The organism is Micromonospora sp. PRAS1, from assembly GCF_059553435.1.
Window position 1 is genome coordinate 110,146 of record NZ_JCANNB010000005.1, and the last position, 18,376, is coordinate 128,521.

The window sequence follows — 18,376 nt, forward strand, 5'->3', positions numbered from 1 at the left end:
CGATCGCCCTCCTTCCGCTCGCCGGTCGATCCTCTTCAGAGGCCAGTTTGCGCACTATGGACGATCGAGGCTCATCTTTTGTTGACTGCCGCCATAAGTTGACCCTACTGTCGTCGTATGTCTGTGACCGATCTAATACCGGCGTCTCGTGGGCTCGGATCCGAGCAGCAGACGCTGCGGGTGGCGGTTGTCGGCGCGGGGTTCATGGGGCGAGTGCACGCGGAGGCGGCCCGGCGCGCCGGGGCGACCGTCGCGGCTGCGGTGGCGTCGCGTCCGGAGGGGGCCGCCGCCGCGGCTCGGGCGGTCGGTGCGGACGAGGGCTACCCGGACCTGGCGACCCTGCTGGACACCGTCGAGATCGACGTGCTGCACGTGTGCACGCCCAACGCGTCGCACGCCTCCGTCGCCGGCGCCGCTCTCGCCGCCGGCGTGCACGTCATCTGTGAGAAGCCGCTCGCCACCGACAGCGCCGAGGCGCTGGCGCTGGCCGGGGCGACCGGCGACCGAGTGGCCACCGTGCCGTTCGTCTACCGCTTCCACCCGATGGTGCGCGAGTTGCGCGCCCGGCTGGCCGGCGGCGAGGCAGGCGTCGTCGGCAGCGTGACCGGCGGCTATCTCCAGGACTGGCTGTCCCGCCCAGCCGACGACGACTGGCGGGTCGACGCCGCGCTCGGCGGGCCCTCCCGGGCGTTCGCCGACATCGGCTCGCACTGGTGCGACCTGTTCGAGTTCGTCACCGGCGACCGGATCACCAGGCTGTCCGCGCGCACCTCGGTCGTGCACGAGCGCGCGCGCAGCAGCGGCAGGCCCACCGAGGACCTGGCCGCCGTGCACTTCACCACCGCCGCCGGCACGGTCGGCACGCTTGTGGTGTCGCAGGTGGCCGCCGGCCGCAAGAACCGGCTGCACCTGGAGCTCTCCGGCACGGAGGCGAGCTTCGGCTTCGACCAGGAGGACCCGGAGCGGCTCTGGATCGGCCGGCGCGAGGGCGCCCAGACGCTGCTGCGCGACCCCGGTACGTTGCACCCCTCCGCCGCGCGCTACGTCCGGCTGCCCGCCGGGCACGCACAGGGCTACCAGGACTGCTTCGACGCGTTCGTCGCCGACACCTACCGGCTGGTGCGCGGCGAGGACGTCCCGGACGGCCTGCCCACGTTCGCCGACGGCCTGCGCGCCGTCCGGATCACCGAGACGGTGCTGGCCTCGGCGGCTGCGGACGGCGCGTGGCACGAGGTGCCGGCATGACAACCGGCACCACAACGACGAACGTACGGCTGACCGGGATCACCAAGTCCTTCCTCGGCGTGCCGGTGCTGCGCGGGGTGGACCTGGAGCTGCGCGGCGGCGAGGTGCACGCGGTGATGGGCGAGAACGGCGCGGGCAAGTCCACGCTGCTCAAGGTGCTCGCCGGGGTGCACCGGCCGGACGACGGCCGGATCGAGGTCGACGGCGGCGAGGTGTCCTTCGCCGGTCCCAGCGACGCGCAGCGGGCCGGCATCGCGATCATCCACCAGGAGTTCACCCTGCTGCCGCATCGCAGCGTGGCCGAGAACGTCTACCTCGGCCGCGAGCCGGTCCGGCGGATGCAGGTCGACCAGCGGCGCATGGTGGCCGATACCCGCGAACTGCTGGACTGGCTAGGTGAGGACGGGATCGATCCGACCGACCAGGTCTCGTCGCTGTCGGTCGCCCAGCGGCAGGTCGTGGAGATCGTCAAGGCCCTGTCGACCGACGCCCGGGTGCTGGGCATGGACGAGCCCACCGCCGCGCTCGCCGATCACGAGGTCGAACTCCTCTACGACCTGGTGCGCAGGCTGCGCGAGCGGGGTATCGCGATCCTCTACGTGTCACACCGCATGCGTGAGGTGTTCGACCTCTCCGACCGGATCACCGTGCTCAAGGACGGCCAACTCGTCACCTGCGCGCCGACCAGTGAGCTGACCTCGGAGGACCTCGTCCGGCACATGGTGGGCCGCGACCTGGGCGAGTACTACCCGGACCGGGCGCTCCCCGACGATCTCGGGCCGGTCCGCCTCGCGTTGCGCGGTGCCGGCAACGCCCGGGTCCGTGACCTCGATCTTGAGGTACGCGCGGGGGAGATCGTCGGTCTCGCCGGGCTGCAAGGGTCCGGCCGCTCGGCGGTGGCGCGGGCGGTGTTCGGTGTGGAGCCGTTCACCCGGGGCTCGATGGAGGTGGACGGGGCGGTCCGGCGGGTGACCCGACCCCGCACCGCGGTGCGCCTCGGGATCGCCCTGGTCACCGAGGACCGCAAGGGCGACGGGCTGGCACTTCGCCAATCCGTACGCGACAACGCGTTGCTGGTTCGCCGCGCGGCGCTGCGTGGCCCGCGCTCCCGCGCGAAGTCCGACGTCTCGGCGCTGCTCGACAGGGTGGCCGTGGTCGCCCGCGGCGAGCACCAGGAGGTGCGCTTCCTGTCCGGCGGCAACCAGCAGAAGGTCGTACTCGCCAAATGGCTCGCGGTCGAGCCGACGGTGCTGCTCATCGACGAGCCGACGCGCGGCATAGATGTCGGTGCGAAGCGGGCCGTGCACGAGTTGCTGCGCGAACTCGCGAAGCGCGGCGTGGCGGTGCTGATGATCTCTTCAGAGTTGCCCGAACTGATCGGGATGAGCGACCGGATCCTGGTCATGCACGACGGTGCGCTGGCCGGTGAACTACCCCCCGGCGCAAGCGAGGGGGCCGTGATGGCGCTGGCCACCGGACACGGGATCGGTGAGGTGGCGTGAGCGCACTTCAGGAAAACACCGTACCGGCCACCCGGCAGGCCACCCGGCCGGCAGCGCGCTGGCGACTCCACCCGACCGCCATCGTCTATCTCGCGCTCGTCGCACTGCTCGTCGTCGGCAGCGTGCTCGTCGGGCTGCGCGGTGAGGTGCTGCTCGACCAGACCGGCATCCTCAACATCCTCACCCGGGCCACCGCGCTCGGCCTGGTGGCAATCGGACAGACGATGGTGATCCTCACCGGATCCCTCGACCTGTCCGTGGCCTACCTGGTCGGTCTCACTTCGCTGATCGCGGCGGAGACGATGGCCGGGCAGGAGGGCATGGTCCTACCCGGCGTGCTGCTCGCGCTCGCCGTGGCCGCCGGTGTCGGGCTGGTGAACGGGCTCGTCATCACCGTCCTCAGGGCCCACGCGTTCATCGCGACGCTCGGCGTGGCGCTGATCCTGCGCGGTTACCTGGAGGACAACTACACCGGGCCGGCCGGTGACGTACCGCGCGGATTCCAGCACCTCGGCTACGACCGGATCGGCCCGGTACCTGTCGCGGCGCTGCTCATGCTGGCCGTCGCCGCACTGTGCTGGTGGTACCTCAAGCGGACCCGCCCTGGCTACCACATGTACGCCGTCGGCGGCGACATCGAGGTGGCCCGGCTCTCCGGAGTGCGGACCCGGCGGACCATCATCACCGCGCACGTGCTCTGCTCGGTCGCCGCCGGCCTCGCCGGGATCTACCTTGCCAGCCGCCTGGGGTCCGGCGCCCCGTACGTCGGCACCGACGCCGGGTACGACCTGGAGTCGATCGCCGCCGTCGTACTCGGCGGGACGCTGCTCGCCGGCGGCCGGGGCGGCATCGCCGGCACCATCGGCGGCGTTCTCATCCTGGCCACCCTGGACACGATTTTCGACTCCCTCGAGGTCGACCCGTTCTTCAAGGACGTGGTGCGCGGTGTCGTCCTGGTGACCGCGGTCGCGCTCTACGCCCGGCGCATGGTCGCCGATCGCGCCCACGGGAGGTTGTCATGACCTGGCGTCCCCGCCTGGCCGAGGGCACCGCACCGGCGCTGCTCTTCCTGCTCGTGCTGCTCATCGGCCTGGCCATCGTCGGCCCGGCCTACAGCGAGCCCGCCGGCTACCTGGCGCTGCTCAAGCGGGCCGCACCGCTGATGATCCTCGCGATCGGGCAGTACTTCGTCATCGTCTCCGGCGGCTTCGACCTGTCGGTGGGCGCGCTGGTGACCGCCGGGGTGGTCATCGCGGCGCGGTTGATCGACGGCAACGACTCGGCGACGGCCTGGGTGATCCCGCTCGTGCTCGGGTTCGGCCTGCTGGTCGGCCTGGTCAACGGTCTGATCACGACGAAGCTCCTGGTGCCGTCGTTCATCGTCACGCTCGGCATGCTGCTCGTGCTCGACGGCGCGACGTTCCTCTGGACCGGTGGTGCCCCGCGTGGCGCGCTGTCCGAGGGGTTCCGGATGTTCGGGCGCGGCAGCGTGGACGTCCCGGTGTTGGGCGCGGTCCCGTGGTCGGTGCTCATCCTGCTGGCGATCCTGGTGGCCGCGGTGCTGTTCATGCGCGGCGGCACCGGTCGGGCGCTGGTGGCGGTCGGCGACAACGAAGCCACCGTGCGACTGGCCGGCGGTCAGGTCGACCGGCTCCGGCTGCTCGCCTTCACCCTCTCCGGGCTGCTCGCCGCAGTCGCCGCGATCCTGCTCGGCGGGTTCGCCGGCGTCTCGGCCCAGGTCGGCGACGGCCTGGAGTTCCGGGCGATCACCGCCGTCGTGTTGGGTGGCGTGCTCCTCGGCGGCGGACGCGGGTCGGTGGTCGCCGCCGCCGCTGGCGCGCTGTCCCTGGAGGCCCTGTTCACGCTGCTGAACCTGCTGGGCGTCAGCGGCGCCCTCAAGTCGGCCGTGCAGGGCGTGATCATCATCGTCGCCGTCGCCTACGCATCACTCGGCGGCGGTGTGCGGCAACGGCTGCGGTTGTGGCCGAAACCAAGGGACAGCGCGCGACCCGCGCAGCCCGTCTCCTCCTGATGTCCCGCAGCGAGTAAGGAGATCAACGATAATGACCAAGAGATGGTCCGCGGTGGTCGTGGCGGGCGCGCTCGCGCTCGCCGGATGCTCCAGCGATCTGCCGGCTGACGACACTCCTGGCGACGCACCGTCCAGTTCGAGCGCTGCCAAGTCGGAGTTCTTCGACCAGGCCGAGTACGACAGGCAGTTGGCGTTCCGCACCGCCACGCCGGAGGGCCCGGACGGCAAGCCGTGGGAGCAGATGCTCCAGCCGGAACTTGTCGACACCGCGAAGTTCGCCAAGCCCGGCGGCAACTACACCCTCTGCTTCTCCAACGCCGCGGTGAACAATCCGTGGCGGCAGGTCGGCTACAAGACCATGCAGGAGGAGGTGAAGCTGCACCCGGAGATCAGCACCTTCACCGTGCTCGACGCGGAGGGCAAGGATGACAAGCAGATCAGCGACATCCAGTCGCTTACCGCCAAGAACTGCTCCGCGATCATCATCTCGCCGAACACCACAGCCACGCTGACGCCCGCCGTCGAGCAGGCGTGCGGGTCCGGCGTTCCGGTGATCGTCTTCGACCGCGGGGTCAACACCACCTGCCCGGTCACCTTCATCCACCCCATCGGCGGCTTCGCCTTCGGGGCGGACGGTGCGGAGTTCCTGAAGGAGAAGGTCAAGCCGGGCGGCAAGATCCTCGCCCTGCGCATCCTGCCCGGCGTGGACGTGCTCGAGCAGCGGTGGGCGGCCGCAAACGAGATCTTCGCCGGCAGCGAACTCGAGGTGGCCGGCGTGGAGTTCACCGACGGCGATGCGGCCAAGACCAAGAGCATCGTCTCCGACTACCTCCAGCGCGTGGGGCAGATCGACGGCGTGTGGATGGACGCCGGCGCGACTGCCGTCGCCGCAGTCGAGGCGTTCCAGGACGCCGGGGTCGCCGTGCCGCCGGTCGTCGGCGAGGACCAGCAGGACTTCCTTCGACTGTGGGTGGACGAGAACCTGACCGCCGTGGCACCCACCTACCCCACCTACCAGTGGCGTACCCCGGTCATCGCGGCGCTGAAGATCCTCAAGGGCGAGCAGGTGCCGAAGGAGTGGGTGCTGCCGCAGCCGCGGATCACCGGCGACAACGTCGCGTCCTACGTCAAGCAGGACATGCCGCCGCTGCACTACGCGATGTGCGGCTGTGAGGAGATGCCGGGCTACCCGGGGCCGTGGAAGTGAGCAGGCATCAACTCGGGGTCAACACGTGGGTGTGGCACTCACCGTTGACCGACGCGACCTTGGCCGCCCTCGCGGCCAAGGTCGCGGGGTGGGGCTTCGACGTGCTCGAACTCCCGGTGGAGAACCCGGGCGACTGGGAAGCGGAGCGGGCCGCCCAGGTGCTCGCCGACCACGGGCTCGGCGCCACCGTGTGCCTCGTGATGCCACCCGGTCGCGAGCTGATCGCCGCGGACGAGGGCACCATCCGATCCACCCAGGACTACCTGCGCGCCGTGGTGGACGCCGCCGCGGCGGTCGGCTCGCCGGTGATCGCCGGGCCGGCGTACGCGTCGGTCGGCCGGACCTGGCGGTTGTCGCCCGCCGAGCGCGCCGCAGCGTACGACCAGCTGCGGGAGAGCCTCGCCCCGGTCGTCGAGTACGCGGGCACCGCCGGTGTCACGGTGGCCGTCGAGCCGCTCAACCGCTACGAGACGAGTCTGCTCAACACAATCGGCCAGACCCTGGAGGCGATCGGCGACCTGCCGCACTGCGAGGTGGCACTCGACCTCTACCACCAGAACATCGAGGAGACGGACATCCCGGCGGCGATCCGCGCCGCCGCCGGCCGGGTGGCCCACGTTCAGGTGTGCGGCAACGACCGCGGCGCCCCTGGCACCGACCACCTGGACTGGCCGGCGATCCTCACCGCAATCGACGAGGCGGGCTATTCCGGTCCGCTCTGCATCGAGTCGTTCACCGCGGAGAACGCGACGATCGCCACCGCCGCCTCCATCTGGCGTCCCCTCGCCGCCAGTCAGGACGCGATCGCCGTGGACGGCCTGAAGTTCCTGCGGGGGGTGATGACGGCCTAGCGCCGACTGCGCATTGCACCCCAGCCCGACGGCGCCGGCACGCCGCACGGTCACGCCCACACCAGTAGATTCTCGCGTCCCAGAGAGGTCCCTCCATCTCATGAACGTGACCTGGCGTCCCCGGTGGGGACGGATGATCGCCTTGCCCGTTGCCGGCGCCCTCGCGCTGTCCATGCTCAGCCCACCGCCGGCGGTCGCCCGGGAGGCCGGGCAAGACCAAGCCCACGTGTTGATCTTCACCAAGACCACCCAGTTCCGGCACACCGAGGCCATCGACCAGGGCGTGCCCGTGCTGCGGGCCGCCTTCGCCGAGGCCGGCATCACCTCGCAGCACACCGAAGACTCCGCGATCTTCAATGACGCCGACCTCGCGCAGTTCGACGCCCTGGTGATGTTCCAGGCCTCCGGCGACCCGTGGACCGCCGACCAGAAGGCGGCGATGGAGCGCTACATGCAGGCCGGCAACGGCATCGTCGCCATCCACAACGCCACCGACATGCGCGGAAACTACGCGTGGTGGGACAACATGATCGGCGCGCTGATGCCCGGCCACGCCGCCACCGGCAGCAGCCCCGGCCTGCCGGGCACCGTCCGCGTCGAGGACCACAGCCACCCGTCGACAAGTCACCTGCCGCAGCGGTGGCAGCGTGCCGACGAGTGGTACAACTACTCGCTGAATGTCCGCGGCAACGCGCACGTGCTCGCGACGATGGACGAGACGACGTACGACGCGGGTGGCAACGCCATGGGCTACGACCACCCGATCTCCTGGTGCAAGCCGTACGACGGCGGCCGCGCCTGGATGACCGGCATGGGTCACTTCGGCGCCCACTACACAGGCGAGACGCCGTTGGTGAAGCACATCCTCGGTGGCGTGCAGTGGGCCGCCGGGATAAAGCCGGGCGACTGCTCCGGCACCGACTGGAGCACGTACGAGCGGGTCCCGCTGGACCAGAACACAAGCGCCCCGTTCGCCATGGACATCGCGCCGGACGGCCGGGTCTTCTTCACCGAACTGGTGCGCGGCCAGATCCGGGTGTACGACCCGCAGACCAGGACGACCAAGACCGCGATCACGATCCCGGTCTACTCCGGCGGTGAGGACGGCCTGCTCGGCATCGCGCTCGACCCGAACTTCGCCGAGAACGGCCACCTCTACATCTACTACTCACCGGCGAGCACCAACGACAGCGACCCGGCGAACTTCTTCAACCGCCTGTCGCGTCTCACCGTCGGGCCGGACTCGCAGATCGACCGGGCCACCGAGAAGGTCCTGCTCGAGGTGCCGGCGCGGCGGCTGCCCGACGAGCCGGGTCACACCGGTGGTGGCCTCGCCTTCGACCCGGACGGGAACCTCTACCTCGGCGTCGGCGACGACGTGAACCCGCACTCCGAGCCGTCCGGCGGTTACGCGCCACTGTCCGAGCGCAACGGCACCTTCCACGATGCGCGGGAGACCTCGGCCAACACCAACGACCTGCGCGGCAAGCTGCTGCGGATCCGCCCCGAGCCGGACGGCACCTACTCCATCCCGGCGGGCAACCTGTTCGAACCGGGCACGGCGAAGACCCGGCCGGAGATCTACGCCATGGGCTTCCGCAACCCGTTCCGGTTCTCGGTCGATCCGCAGACCGGCGCCGTCGGCATGGCGGACTACTCGCCGGACAACAGCAACGACAACCCGGACCGTGGCCCCGCCGGCATCGCCGAGTGGAACCTGATCACCGAGCCCGGCTTCTACGGCTGGCCGCTCTGCATGGGCAACAACGAGCCGTTCCGGGACGTGGACTACCGGACCAGCCCGGTCACGGTCGGTGCGTACTTCGACTGCGATCGCCCGATCAACGACTCGGTGCGCAACACCGGCCTGACCGAGCTGCCGCCCGCCAAGCCGGCGAACATGTGGTACGGCTACAAGCGTTCCTCGGTGCCGTCGGTCATCCCGCAGGGCGGTGGCCTGGCCCCGATGGGCGGCCCGTTCTACAAGTACGACCCGGACCTGGAGTCGGACACCAAGTTCCCGCAGTACTACGACGGCAAGCCGTTCTTCTACGAGTGGGCGCGGAACAAGATGTACTCGATCATCCCGAACGGGCAGGGCGGGGTCGAGAAGGTCAACCCGTTCCTGCCGCAGCAGCAGTTCCTCGCCCCGATCGACTCCAAGTTCGGCCCCGAGGGCTCGATGTACGTGCTGGACTGGGGTGGTGGCTTCGGCCGGGACAACCCGAACTCCGGGCTCTACCGGATCGACTACATCTCCGGATCGCGCTCACCCACCGCGAAGATCAACGCCTCGCCGGACTCCGGCCAGGCGCCACTCGCAGTCGAATTCGACGGCTCGGGCAGTACCGACCCGGAGAACGAGCAACTGCGCTACGAGTGGGACTTCACAAGTGACGGCGTCGTCGACTCCACCGAGCTGAAGCCGACCTTCACCTACACCGCGAACGGCGTCTACAACGCCCGGCTCACGGTGACCGACCCGCACGGCAAGACCGGCACCACCACGGTGCCGATCACGGTCGGCAACACCCGGCCCGAGGTGAACTTCAACCTGCCGCCCAACGGCGCGTTCTTCGACTTCGGTGACGAGATCAGCTGGAACCTGTCGGTCAACGACGCCGAGGACACCCAGATCAACGACGCCGACGTGGTGATCCAGCCGGCGTTGGGCCACGACGAGCACGCGCACCCGGCCGAACCGCTGAACGGGCGTACCGGCTCGGTCGTCACCGCCCTCGGTGGCGGGCACGGCGAGGACATGAATGTCTTCTACGTGCTCGACGGCCGCTACACCGACTCGGGCGGCGCGGGTGGCATCCCGAGCCTGACCGGTTCGGACATCACCCTGCTGTACCCGAAGCTGCGCGAGGCGGAGTTCTTCGGCAGGTCGTCGAACGTGACTGTCGCCCCGTCCCGTGACGTCGAGGGACACGGCGACTCAGTCGCCGGCCAGAACGGCGCCTGGGCGTCGTACGACCCGGTCAGCCTGTACAACGTGGACCGGCTGATCCTGCGCGTGTCGGCAGCCAGCGCCGGACAGATCCAGCTGCGGCGGGACGCGCCGGACGGAGAGCTCATCGGCACCGCGCAGGTGCCGGCGACCACCGGCGGCGGCTACGTCGATGTCCCGGTCCCGGTGTCCGACCCGGGCCGGTCGTTCACCCTGTACGTGGTCTTCCCGGACGCGGGCGAGCGGCGGCTGAACTTCATCGAGGCAGACGGCAAGGGCGCCTCGCCGACGAGCAAGCCGAAGGTCGCGCTGACCTCCCCGACCCCTGCCGACAGGCTGGAGCCGGGCGCGATCCAGGTGACCGCCGACGCGAGCGACGCGGAGAACACCATCACCGCTGTCGAGTTCTTCGTCGACGGCACGTCGATCGGCACTGACACCACCGCCCCGTACTCGGTGACCTGGAACGTGACGGGCGAGAAGCGCTACCAGCTGACCGCGGTCGCGACAAACGACAAGGGCCAGCAGATGAAGTCCCGCATCGTGCCGGTCGAGGTCGGCGACCTCTACGGGGCCTGGCAGACCTTCACCAACACCACCGCCACCTTCGACCGGCCGGATCAGGACACCTGGACCGTCAAGGCCGGCGGCGCGAACATGTGGCAGGGAACCGACCAGTACGGCGCGGTGTACCTGCCGGCAGCAGCCGGGGACACCTGGACCGCCACGGTGAAGATCGAGAGCCAGACGAACACGAACAACTCCGCCAAGGCCGGCCTGATCGTCCGCAACGACGTCACCAGACCCGGCAGTTCGCCCGGGTACGCGGCGATGACCCTGCGGGCCGGCTCCGGGTTCGAGTGGCTGCGCGACACCGACGGCAACGGCCAACTCGACGCCAGCACCGGCGCCAGCACGACGAGCTACCCGTCCTGGGTCCGGATCGTGCGGGACGGCGATAACTACTACGGGTACTGGAGCAAGGACGGGACATCGTTCACCCCGGTCGGTGATCCGGTGACGCTGCCCGGTGCGGCCAGCCAGCAGGACATCGGTCTCGCGGTCACCGCGCACCACGCGTCGGCCATCAGCGAGGTGAAGTTCACCGGGTTCACGCTCGTCGACGAGGCATGGCAGCCGACACCGCCGGAGACCGCACCGGGCTGTGTCATCCGCAGCTCGGACGACTTCGACGGTGACACGCTGAACACCACCCGGTGGAGCAGGGTACGGAACGCCCCGAACCTGCCGGTGCGGCTGACCGGCGGCGGCCTGGTCCTGCCGGTCACCAACGGTGACATCAACGAGGCGAACGTGGGGCCGATCAGCTACGTCGGCCAGCGCGCGCGGACCGGAGCGTGGACGATCACCACGAAGGTGACGGTTCCGCACGACCGCGAGTGGCAGCACGCCGGTCTCCTCATGCACGGCAGCGACAACGACTACGTCAAGCTGGCCTTCACCCGCAACTCGTCAGGCGGCCGGATCATGGAGTTCCAGACCGAGGCCGGCGGGACGCGGACCTGGCACGCCAACGTGGGCCTACCGGCGGGCTTCCCCGCCACCGCGCACCTGCGACTGGTAAGCGACGGAGAGAAGCTGACCGCGGCCTACTCCGCCGACGGCCAGGCCTGGACCGCGCTCGCCGGATCCGCCACCGTGGTGCCGAACGCGACAGTTGGGCTCATGGCCGCCGGGGACGTCGGGACGTCGCAGGTCAACGCCGTGTTCGACCACTTCACCATGACGCCGGACGGTACGGACGACGGTGTCCGCGCGCCCAGTGACGAGTTCGACGGCAGCACGCTCGACGGCTGCCGGTGGGACGCGGTGGTCCGGTACGACTCGACAAAGGTCGCGGTGAGCAACGGTGCCCTGCGCATCGAGACCCAGCAGGGCGACATCAACGGCACCGACAACTCGCCGCGGAACTTCATCCTCCAGAAGATCCCCACTGACGTCGCCGCCGGCGACTGGACGATCGAGACCAGGCTGACGCCGACCATGCTGCACCGGTGGCAGCTTGCCGGGCTCCTGGTCTACAGCAACGACGACAACTACGTGAAGTTCGACGTGGTGGCCGACAACGCCGCCGGAGCCCGGCCCGACCTGCGTGCCGAGCTGGTCTCGGAACGCAACGCGCAGTTCGGCAACGGCGGCAACCGGTCGATCGACATCGCCGACACCTCCGAGAGCGGCTGGTACTACCTGCGGCTGAGCCGCAGTGGTAACAGCTACTCGGCCCAGATCAGCGACGGCGGGATCAACTGGACCTCGCTCGGCGAGCCGGTCACCAACGACGCTGCGATGACCTCCTTCGGTCTGATGGCGTTGGGTCCGGAGCAGACGCAGCCGGTCACTGTCGCGTTCGACTACTTCCGGCTCGTCGCCAGGACGGAGCTGCCCCTGACGGCCACCGCGCAGGTGCGGTGCGTGGCGGGCAGGGCGTACGTCGCGGTGCAGGCGACAAACGACCACGACTCGACGGTGCGGATCGCCCTGGAGACCGCGTACGGCAACAGGGCCGCCGCCGACGTCGCGCCGGGTGCGAACGCCTTCCAGCAGTTCAACACCCGGACGACCGCGATCCCGGCCGGTTCGGCGACCGTCCGCGCCACCGGGACGCTAAACGGTGAGCCGGTGACGACCGTCGTCATCAGGGAGTATCCGGCCGTCAACTGCGCCGACCCGCGCACCGTGCAGTAACCGCAAGATGACGGCGAGCCGGTGCCGGCCGGCTCCCGACCAGTGCCGGAGCACGCCATGCGTGCTCCGGCACTGCGCTCACCAGCGGCGGTTCGGCCCGGTTGCGTCCGCGGCACGCGGAGCGGAGCAGCTCCGGGGCGGGTCAGCCAGCCAGGGCGTCGACGGCCTTGCGGGCGGCGACCAGCACCGGATCCCAGACCGGGGCGTACGGCGGGGCGTAGCCCAGATCCAGCGCGGTCATGTCGTCCACCGTCATCCGGTTCCACAGCGCCACGGCCAGCGTGTCGATCCGCTTCGCCGCCTCGGACCAGCCGACGATCTGCGCCCCGAGCAGCCGCCCGCTGGGCCGCTCGGCGATCAGCTTCACGGTCATCGGTCGGGACCCGGGGTAGTAGCCGGCCCGGTTTGTCGACTCGGCGATCACCGAGACGAACTCGAAGCCGGCGGCCAGGGCGTCCCGCTCGCGCAGCCCGGTACGCCCCACCTCCAGGTCGCAGACCTTGGTCACCGCGGTGCCGATCACGCCCGCGAAGGTGGCGTACCCGCCGCCGATGTTGATCCCGGCCACCCGGCCCTGCTTGTTGGCGTGGGTGCCGAGCGGCACGTGCACCGGCATCCCACTGACCCGGTGCAGGGTCTCCACGCAGTCCCCGGCGGCCCACACCCCGGATACCCCGGTGACCCGCATCCGGCGGTCCACCCGGATCCCGCCGGTTGGGCCGAGCGGCAGGCCGGCCGCCTCGGCGAGCGCGGTGTTCGGGCGTACGCCGAGACCCAGGACGACCAGGTCGGTCGGGATGTGGCCGGCGTCGGTGTCCACCCCGTGGATCCGGCCGTCGCGCTCGCAGAGCCCGGTGACCTGCACTCCGGTGCGGATGTCCACGCCCAGCCCGCGCATCGCCTCGGTGACCAGCCTGGCCATGTCCGGATCCACAGTGGACATCGGCTGCTCGGCCCGTTCGACAAGGGTGACCGAGAGGCCGCGTATGACCAGTGCCTCGGCCATCTCGACGCCGATGTAGCCGCCGCCGACGACCACCGCGCGCCGGGGCCGTGGTTCGCCCTCCAACCACTTGCGCAGCGCCGAGCCGTCGTCGAGGGTCTGCACGCCGAACACCCCGGCGGCACCGGTCCGCGCCCAGTCCGGCTTGGTCGGTACCGCCCCGGCCGCGTACATCAGGGTGTCGAAGCGCTCGCGGACCTCGCCGCCGCCGTCCAGGTCACGGGCGACCACCTCGCGGCGGTCCAGGTCGATCGCGGTCACCTCGTGCCGGATCCGCACGTCGATGTCGAACCGCTTGCGGTGGGTGGCCGGGTCCCGCGCCACCAACTGCTCCCGGTCGGTCACCAGACCGCTGATCCAGTACGGGATGCCGCACGCCGAGTACGAGGTGAAGTGCCCCCGCTCGAACGCGACGATCTCCAGGTCGCTGCGGTCCCGGCGCCGTCGCGCCTGGGCGGCGGTCGCCATTCCGGCGGCGTCCCCGCCAACCACGATCATCCGTTCCGCCACGGGAACCTCCTGTCACTCCGGGGACCCGCCCCGGGTCTGTCGCGCCACCTCCGACACCACATCCTCCATCCGACCGGTGCGCGCGTACGCGGAACGCTGCCGCGCCGCGCCGGTGCCGTGCTGGCGTAGCTGCTCCAGCAGGCCGGTCACCTCGGCGAGGTCGCCGTGCCGCTCCAGGGCCGGTCCGAGCCGCCCGACCAACTGGTGCAGTACGTCCCAGGCCGGCCGCAGCTCACCTGTGTTCAGGTCGACCGCCGAGCCCTCCAGGCCGTCGTGCGCGGCCCGCCAGTGCGCGCCGACCAGCAGGTGATGGTCGGTGGGCAGCGGCGGCCGGCCGGCGGCGATGTCGTCAAGCGCGGTCGCCACCAGTCCGCGGACCAGCGCGGCGACCAGCACCGCGTCGTCCACGGTCGGGCAGACGTCGCCGATGCGCAGCTCCACCGTCGGGTACTTGGCCGACAGCCGGGCGTACCAGTAGAGCATGCCCTCGTCGAGCATCACGCCGCTGCCGATCAGCTGGCGGATCAGCCGTCGGTAGTGCTCGTGGTTGACCAGGTACGGGGTCGGTGCCACCGAGGGCCAGCGTTCCCATTCGATCGAACGCCAGCTGGCGTAACCGGTGTCCTCGCCCCGGGAGAACGGTGAGTTGGTGGTGACCGCGTGCAGGATCGGCAGCCACGGCCGGACGTGGTTGAGCACCTGCACGCCGGTGTCCGGGTCGGGCACCCCGACGTGGACGTGCATGCCGTTGTTGCCCGGCCCGGGCACCAGCAGCCGGTAGCGCTCGACCATCCGGTCGAAGCGGGGCTTGTCGACCACCGGTGGCACCGGCCCGTCGACCGGTCCGGTGCCGATCGCGAGCAGCCGTACGCCGGCCCGCTCGGCGGCGTCGGCCAGGGCGGTGCGGAGCAGGCCGAGCGAGTGCCGGATGGAGGAGAGCTCCAGCCCCGGCGGACTGCCGATCTCGATCTGGCTGGTCTGGAACTCCCGCTCCACCTGCCCCCGCAGCTCGGCGGGGACCTGGTCCATCACCGCGTCGACCGCGGGCACCGCGGCTCCGCTCGCCGCGTCCACGAGCAGGAACTCTTCCTCGACACCCACCGTGAGCAGGTCGGTCTGCTCGACCGCCGGGTCCGGAGCTGCCGTTGCCTGCCTGCCCATCGCCACCACCGTCCGCTCCTGCCGGTGCGGTCCGTCCGCGCCCGGTCGGCCGGGCATGTACCCGCTGTGATGGGCGCGGGAAACTCTGCTCGGCGCGGCACCTGCTCCGGCCGTTCCATCGACGCATTGACAACTGCGAGGGTGGGACGTACAACTCCTGAGAGAGCGCTCTCTGAGTCCGTCCCCGTAGAGAGGCACGTCCCCATGGCACCTGCCCCGGCGGCCCCGGCCGCCCTGCCCGCCCGACGCCGGCTGTCGCTGGCGTCGGCCCTGCTCATCGCCGCCACCACCGGCCTGGCCGGGCTCGCCGCCACCGCCGACGCCGCCGTACCGCCACCCCCGTCCGGCTGGAGCCTGGTCTGGAGCGACGACTTCACCGGCGCGGCCGGCACCCTGCCGTCGGCCAGCAACTGGATCATCGACACCGGCACCAGTTACCCGGGCGGCCCGCCCAACTGGGGCACCGGCGAGATCCAGACGTACACAAACAGCACCGCCAACGTCAGCCACGACGGCAACGGCAACCTGCGGATCACGCCGCTGCGGGACGGCTCCGGCCGCTGGACGTCGGCCCGGATCGAGACCGTACGCAGCAACTTCAAGCCGCCGTCCGGGGGCGTACTGGCCATCGAGGGGCGGATCCAGATGCCCAACGTGACAGGTGCCGCCGCCTCCGGCTACTGGCCCGCGTTCTGGGCGCTCGGGTCGCCGTACCGGGGCAACTACCAGAACTGGCCGGGCATCGGCGAGTTCGACGTGATGGAGAACGTGAACGGGCTCAACACGGTCTGGGGCGTGCTGCACTGCGGCGTCGCGCCGGGCGGGCCGTGCGACGAGTTCAACGGAATCGGTGCCTCCCGCGCCTGCCCGGGCAGCACCTGCCAGTCGGCCTTCCACACCTACCGCTTCGAGTGGGACGCCTCGGTCAGCCCGCAGCAACTGCGCTGGTACGTCGACGGGCAGCTCTACCACACCGTCAGCCAGAGCCGGATCGGCGAGCCGTACTGGTCGCAGATGACCAGCCACGCCGGCTACTTCCTGCTGCTCAACGTGGCGATGGGCGGCGCCTTCCCGAACGGGGTGGCCGGCAGCGCCACGCCGACCTCGGCGACGGTGCCGGGCCGGCCGATGCTCGTCGACTACGTGGCCGTCTACAGCCGGGGTGGCGGCAGCACCCCGCCGCCCACCACCACCCCGCCGCCGTCGGGCAGCCGCAACGCGTACGCGACGATCCAGGCCGAGTCCTTCAACGCGCAGAACGGGGTGCTCGTCGAGGCATGCTCCGAGGGTGGCCAGAACATCGGGGCGCTGCGCAACGGCGACTGGGTCCGCTTCGACAACGTGGACTTCGGTTCGCCCGGCCCGCGTGACTTCGTGGCGCGGGTCGCCTCCGGCGCGGCGGCCGGGGTGAGCGGCCTGGTCGAGGTGCGGATCGGCAGCCCGACCAGCACGCCGATCGGCAGCTTCGCCATCGCCAACACCGGCGGCTGGCAGAGCTGGCGCACGGTGCCCGGCAACGTCTCCTCGGTGACCGGCCGGCAGACCGTCTACCTAACCTTCAGCAGCGGCCAGCCGAACGACTTCGTAAACGTCAACTGGTTCCACTTCCGCCGCTGAGGTGTAAGGAAGGGGCCCTTGTTAACGCCTCCGGTAGAGCAGGGGCCCCTTATTAACATCCCCGGCCGCTCCGCCAGACCTGGACAGAAATAGTTAACAGTCCTAATAATGAGCGCCAGGTTGATGACGATGGATCTACGTCCGGTCTGGAGGGGCACATGAAACGGTCCAGAACCCTGGTGCTGTCGGTGGTCGGTGCGCTGGCCGCCGCACTGGGCGCGGTGTGGCTGGCGCCGGCGGCGTACGCCGCAGGGGTCACCGCGAGCTTCGTCAAGACGTCCGACTGGGGCTCGGGCTGGGAAGGGAAGTACACGATCACCAACGGTGGCGCCGCCACAGTCAACGGCTGGAGCCTGAGCTTCGAGCTGCCCGCCGGCAGCACGGTCGGCACCTACTGGGACGCCCTGCTCACCTCGACCGGGCAGCGGTACACCTTCACCAACCGCTCGTGGAACGGCACCATCGCCCCGGGTGCCTCGGTCTCCTTCGGCTTTCTGGGCAACGGTTCCGGCGTACCGGCGAACTGTCGGTTGAACGGCGCGGCCTGCGGCGGCGGGACCACCCCGACCACCCCGCCGCCCACCACCGTGCCCCCGACGCCGCCGCCGACCACTACCGTGCCCCCGACGACGCCGCCGACCACGCCACCCCCGACCACCCCGCCGCCGGCCACCGGGCTGCCGAAGCACATCCTGACCGGGTACTGGCACAACTTCGACAACCCGGCGGTCGAGCTGCGGCTGCGCGACGTGCCGAACGAGTACGACCTGGTCGCGGTCGCCTTCGCCGACGCCACCGGCACCCCCGGCGCGGTCGGCTTCGCCGTCGATCCGGGGCTTTCCGCGTCGCTGGGCGGCTACTCCGACGCCGAGTTCGCCGCCGACGTGCGGACCCTCCAGAGCCGGGGCAAGAAGGTGATCATCTCGGTCGGCGGCGAGACCGGTCGGGTGGTGGTGGACAACGCGGCGTCCGCGGTGGCCTTCGCCGACAGCGTGTACGCCCTGATCCAGCGCTACGGCTTCGACGGCGTGGACGTCGACCTGGAGAACGGGCTGAACCCGGCCTACATGGCGCAGGCGCTGCGATCGCTTCGGACCAAGGTGGGTAGTGGACTGATCATCGCGATGGCGCCGCAGACCATCGACATGCAGAACCCGGCGAGCAGCTACTTCAAGCTGGCGTTGGACATCAGGGACATCCTGACCGTGGTGAACACCCAGTTCTACAACTCCGGGGCGATGCTCGGCTGCGACAACAACGCCGCGTACGCCCAGGGCACGGTCAACTTCATCGTCGCGCTGGCCTGCATCCAGTTGGAGGCGGGGCTCCGGCCCGACCAGGTCGGGCTCGGCCTGCCGGCCGGTCCCGGGGCGGCCGGTGGTGGCATCGTCGCGCCCAGCGTGGTCAACGCCGCGCTGGACTGCCTGACCCGGGGCACCAACTGCGGCAGCTTCCGCCCGCCGCGCACCTACCCGGCGCTACGCGGCGCGATGACCTGGTCCATCAACTGGGATGTCACCCACAACAACACCTTCGCCCGCACCGTCGCCCCGCACCTCCGCACCCTTCCCTGACCAGCACCAACCCAC

The 18,376-nt window shown here is 70.5% G+C and carries 11 protein-coding genes; 9 read left to right on the top strand and 2 right to left on the bottom strand.

Annotated features, from left to right (window positions below):
- The first annotated feature begins 123 nt into the window (after positions 1–123).
- From AC507J_RS07115 to AC507J_RS07145, 7 genes are all read left to right on the top strand, one after another.
- Positions 124–1,245 carry a Gfo/Idh/MocA family protein gene (locus tag AC507J_RS07115; RefSeq protein ID WP_496288259.1) on the top strand — a complete coding sequence of 374 codons (1,122 nt, stop codon included), beginning with the start codon at positions 124–126 and terminating at the stop codon, positions 1,243–1,245.
- A complete protein-coding gene (locus AC507J_RS07120; RefSeq protein ID WP_496288260.1) occupies positions 1,242–2,747 on the top strand; it encodes a sugar ABC transporter ATP-binding protein in 1,506 nt (501 codons plus the stop codon). The genes AC507J_RS07115 and AC507J_RS07120 overlap by 4 nt, the downstream gene beginning before the upstream one ends.
- Positions 2,744–3,769: an ABC transporter permease gene (locus AC507J_RS07125; protein WP_496288261.1), complete on the top strand. Its 1,026-nt coding sequence runs from the start codon at positions 2,744–2,746 to the stop codon at positions 3,767–3,769. Before AC507J_RS07120 ends, AC507J_RS07125 begins: the two co-directional genes overlap by 4 nt.
- The gene (locus AC507J_RS07130; RefSeq protein WP_496288262.1) at positions 3,766–4,779 is read left to right on the top strand and encodes an ABC transporter permease; all 1,014 of its coding nucleotides are present in this window, start codon (positions 3,766–3,768) and stop codon (positions 4,777–4,779) included. Before AC507J_RS07125 ends, AC507J_RS07130 begins: the two co-directional genes overlap by 4 nt.
- Before the next feature lie 31 nt (positions 4,780–4,810).
- Complete coding sequence (locus tag AC507J_RS07135) at positions 4,811–5,986, top strand: ABC transporter substrate-binding protein (protein ID WP_496288263.1); 1,176 nt, start codon at positions 4,811–4,813, stop codon at positions 5,984–5,986.
- Between the two features lie 44 nt (positions 5,987–6,030).
- Entirely contained in the window at positions 6,031–6,837 is an 807-nt protein-coding gene (locus AC507J_RS07140; protein ID WP_496288264.1) for a sugar phosphate isomerase/epimerase family protein, read from the top strand.
- Between the two features lie 133 nt (positions 6,838–6,970).
- Positions 6,971–12,496, top strand: coding sequence for a ThuA domain-containing protein (locus tag AC507J_RS07145; protein ID WP_496288265.1), 5,526 nt, complete (start codon positions 6,971–6,973; stop codon positions 12,494–12,496).
- A gap of 142 nt (positions 12,497–12,638) precedes the next feature.
- Here the strand turns inward: AC507J_RS07145 and AC507J_RS07150 are convergent, their stop codons facing one another.
- Positions 12,639–14,009 carry an FAD-dependent oxidoreductase gene (locus AC507J_RS07150; protein ID WP_496288266.1) on the bottom strand — a complete coding sequence of 457 codons (1,371 nt, stop codon included), beginning with the start codon at positions 14,007–14,009 and terminating at the stop codon, positions 12,639–12,641.
- Positions 14,010–14,021: 12 nt separating this feature from the next.
- A complete protein-coding gene (locus AC507J_RS07155; RefSeq protein ID WP_496288371.1) occupies positions 14,022–15,170 on the bottom strand; it encodes a carboxylate-amine ligase in 1,149 nt (382 codons plus the stop codon).
- Between the two features lie 204 nt (positions 15,171–15,374).
- On the opposite strand from AC507J_RS07155, the gene AC507J_RS07160 reads away from it, so the two are divergent.
- Together AC507J_RS07160 and AC507J_RS07165 are read left to right on the top strand one after the other, a co-directional pair.
- The gene (locus tag AC507J_RS07160; protein WP_496288267.1) at positions 15,375–16,787 is read left to right on the top strand and encodes a carbohydrate-binding protein; all 1,413 of its coding nucleotides are present in this window, start codon (positions 15,375–15,377) and stop codon (positions 16,785–16,787) included.
- A gap of 158 nt (positions 16,788–16,945) precedes the next feature.
- Positions 16,946–18,361, top strand: a complete 1,416-nt coding sequence (locus AC507J_RS07165; protein ID WP_496288268.1) for a chitinase — start codon at positions 16,946–16,948, stop codon at positions 18,359–18,361.
- Positions 18,362–18,376: the final 15 nt, after the last annotated feature.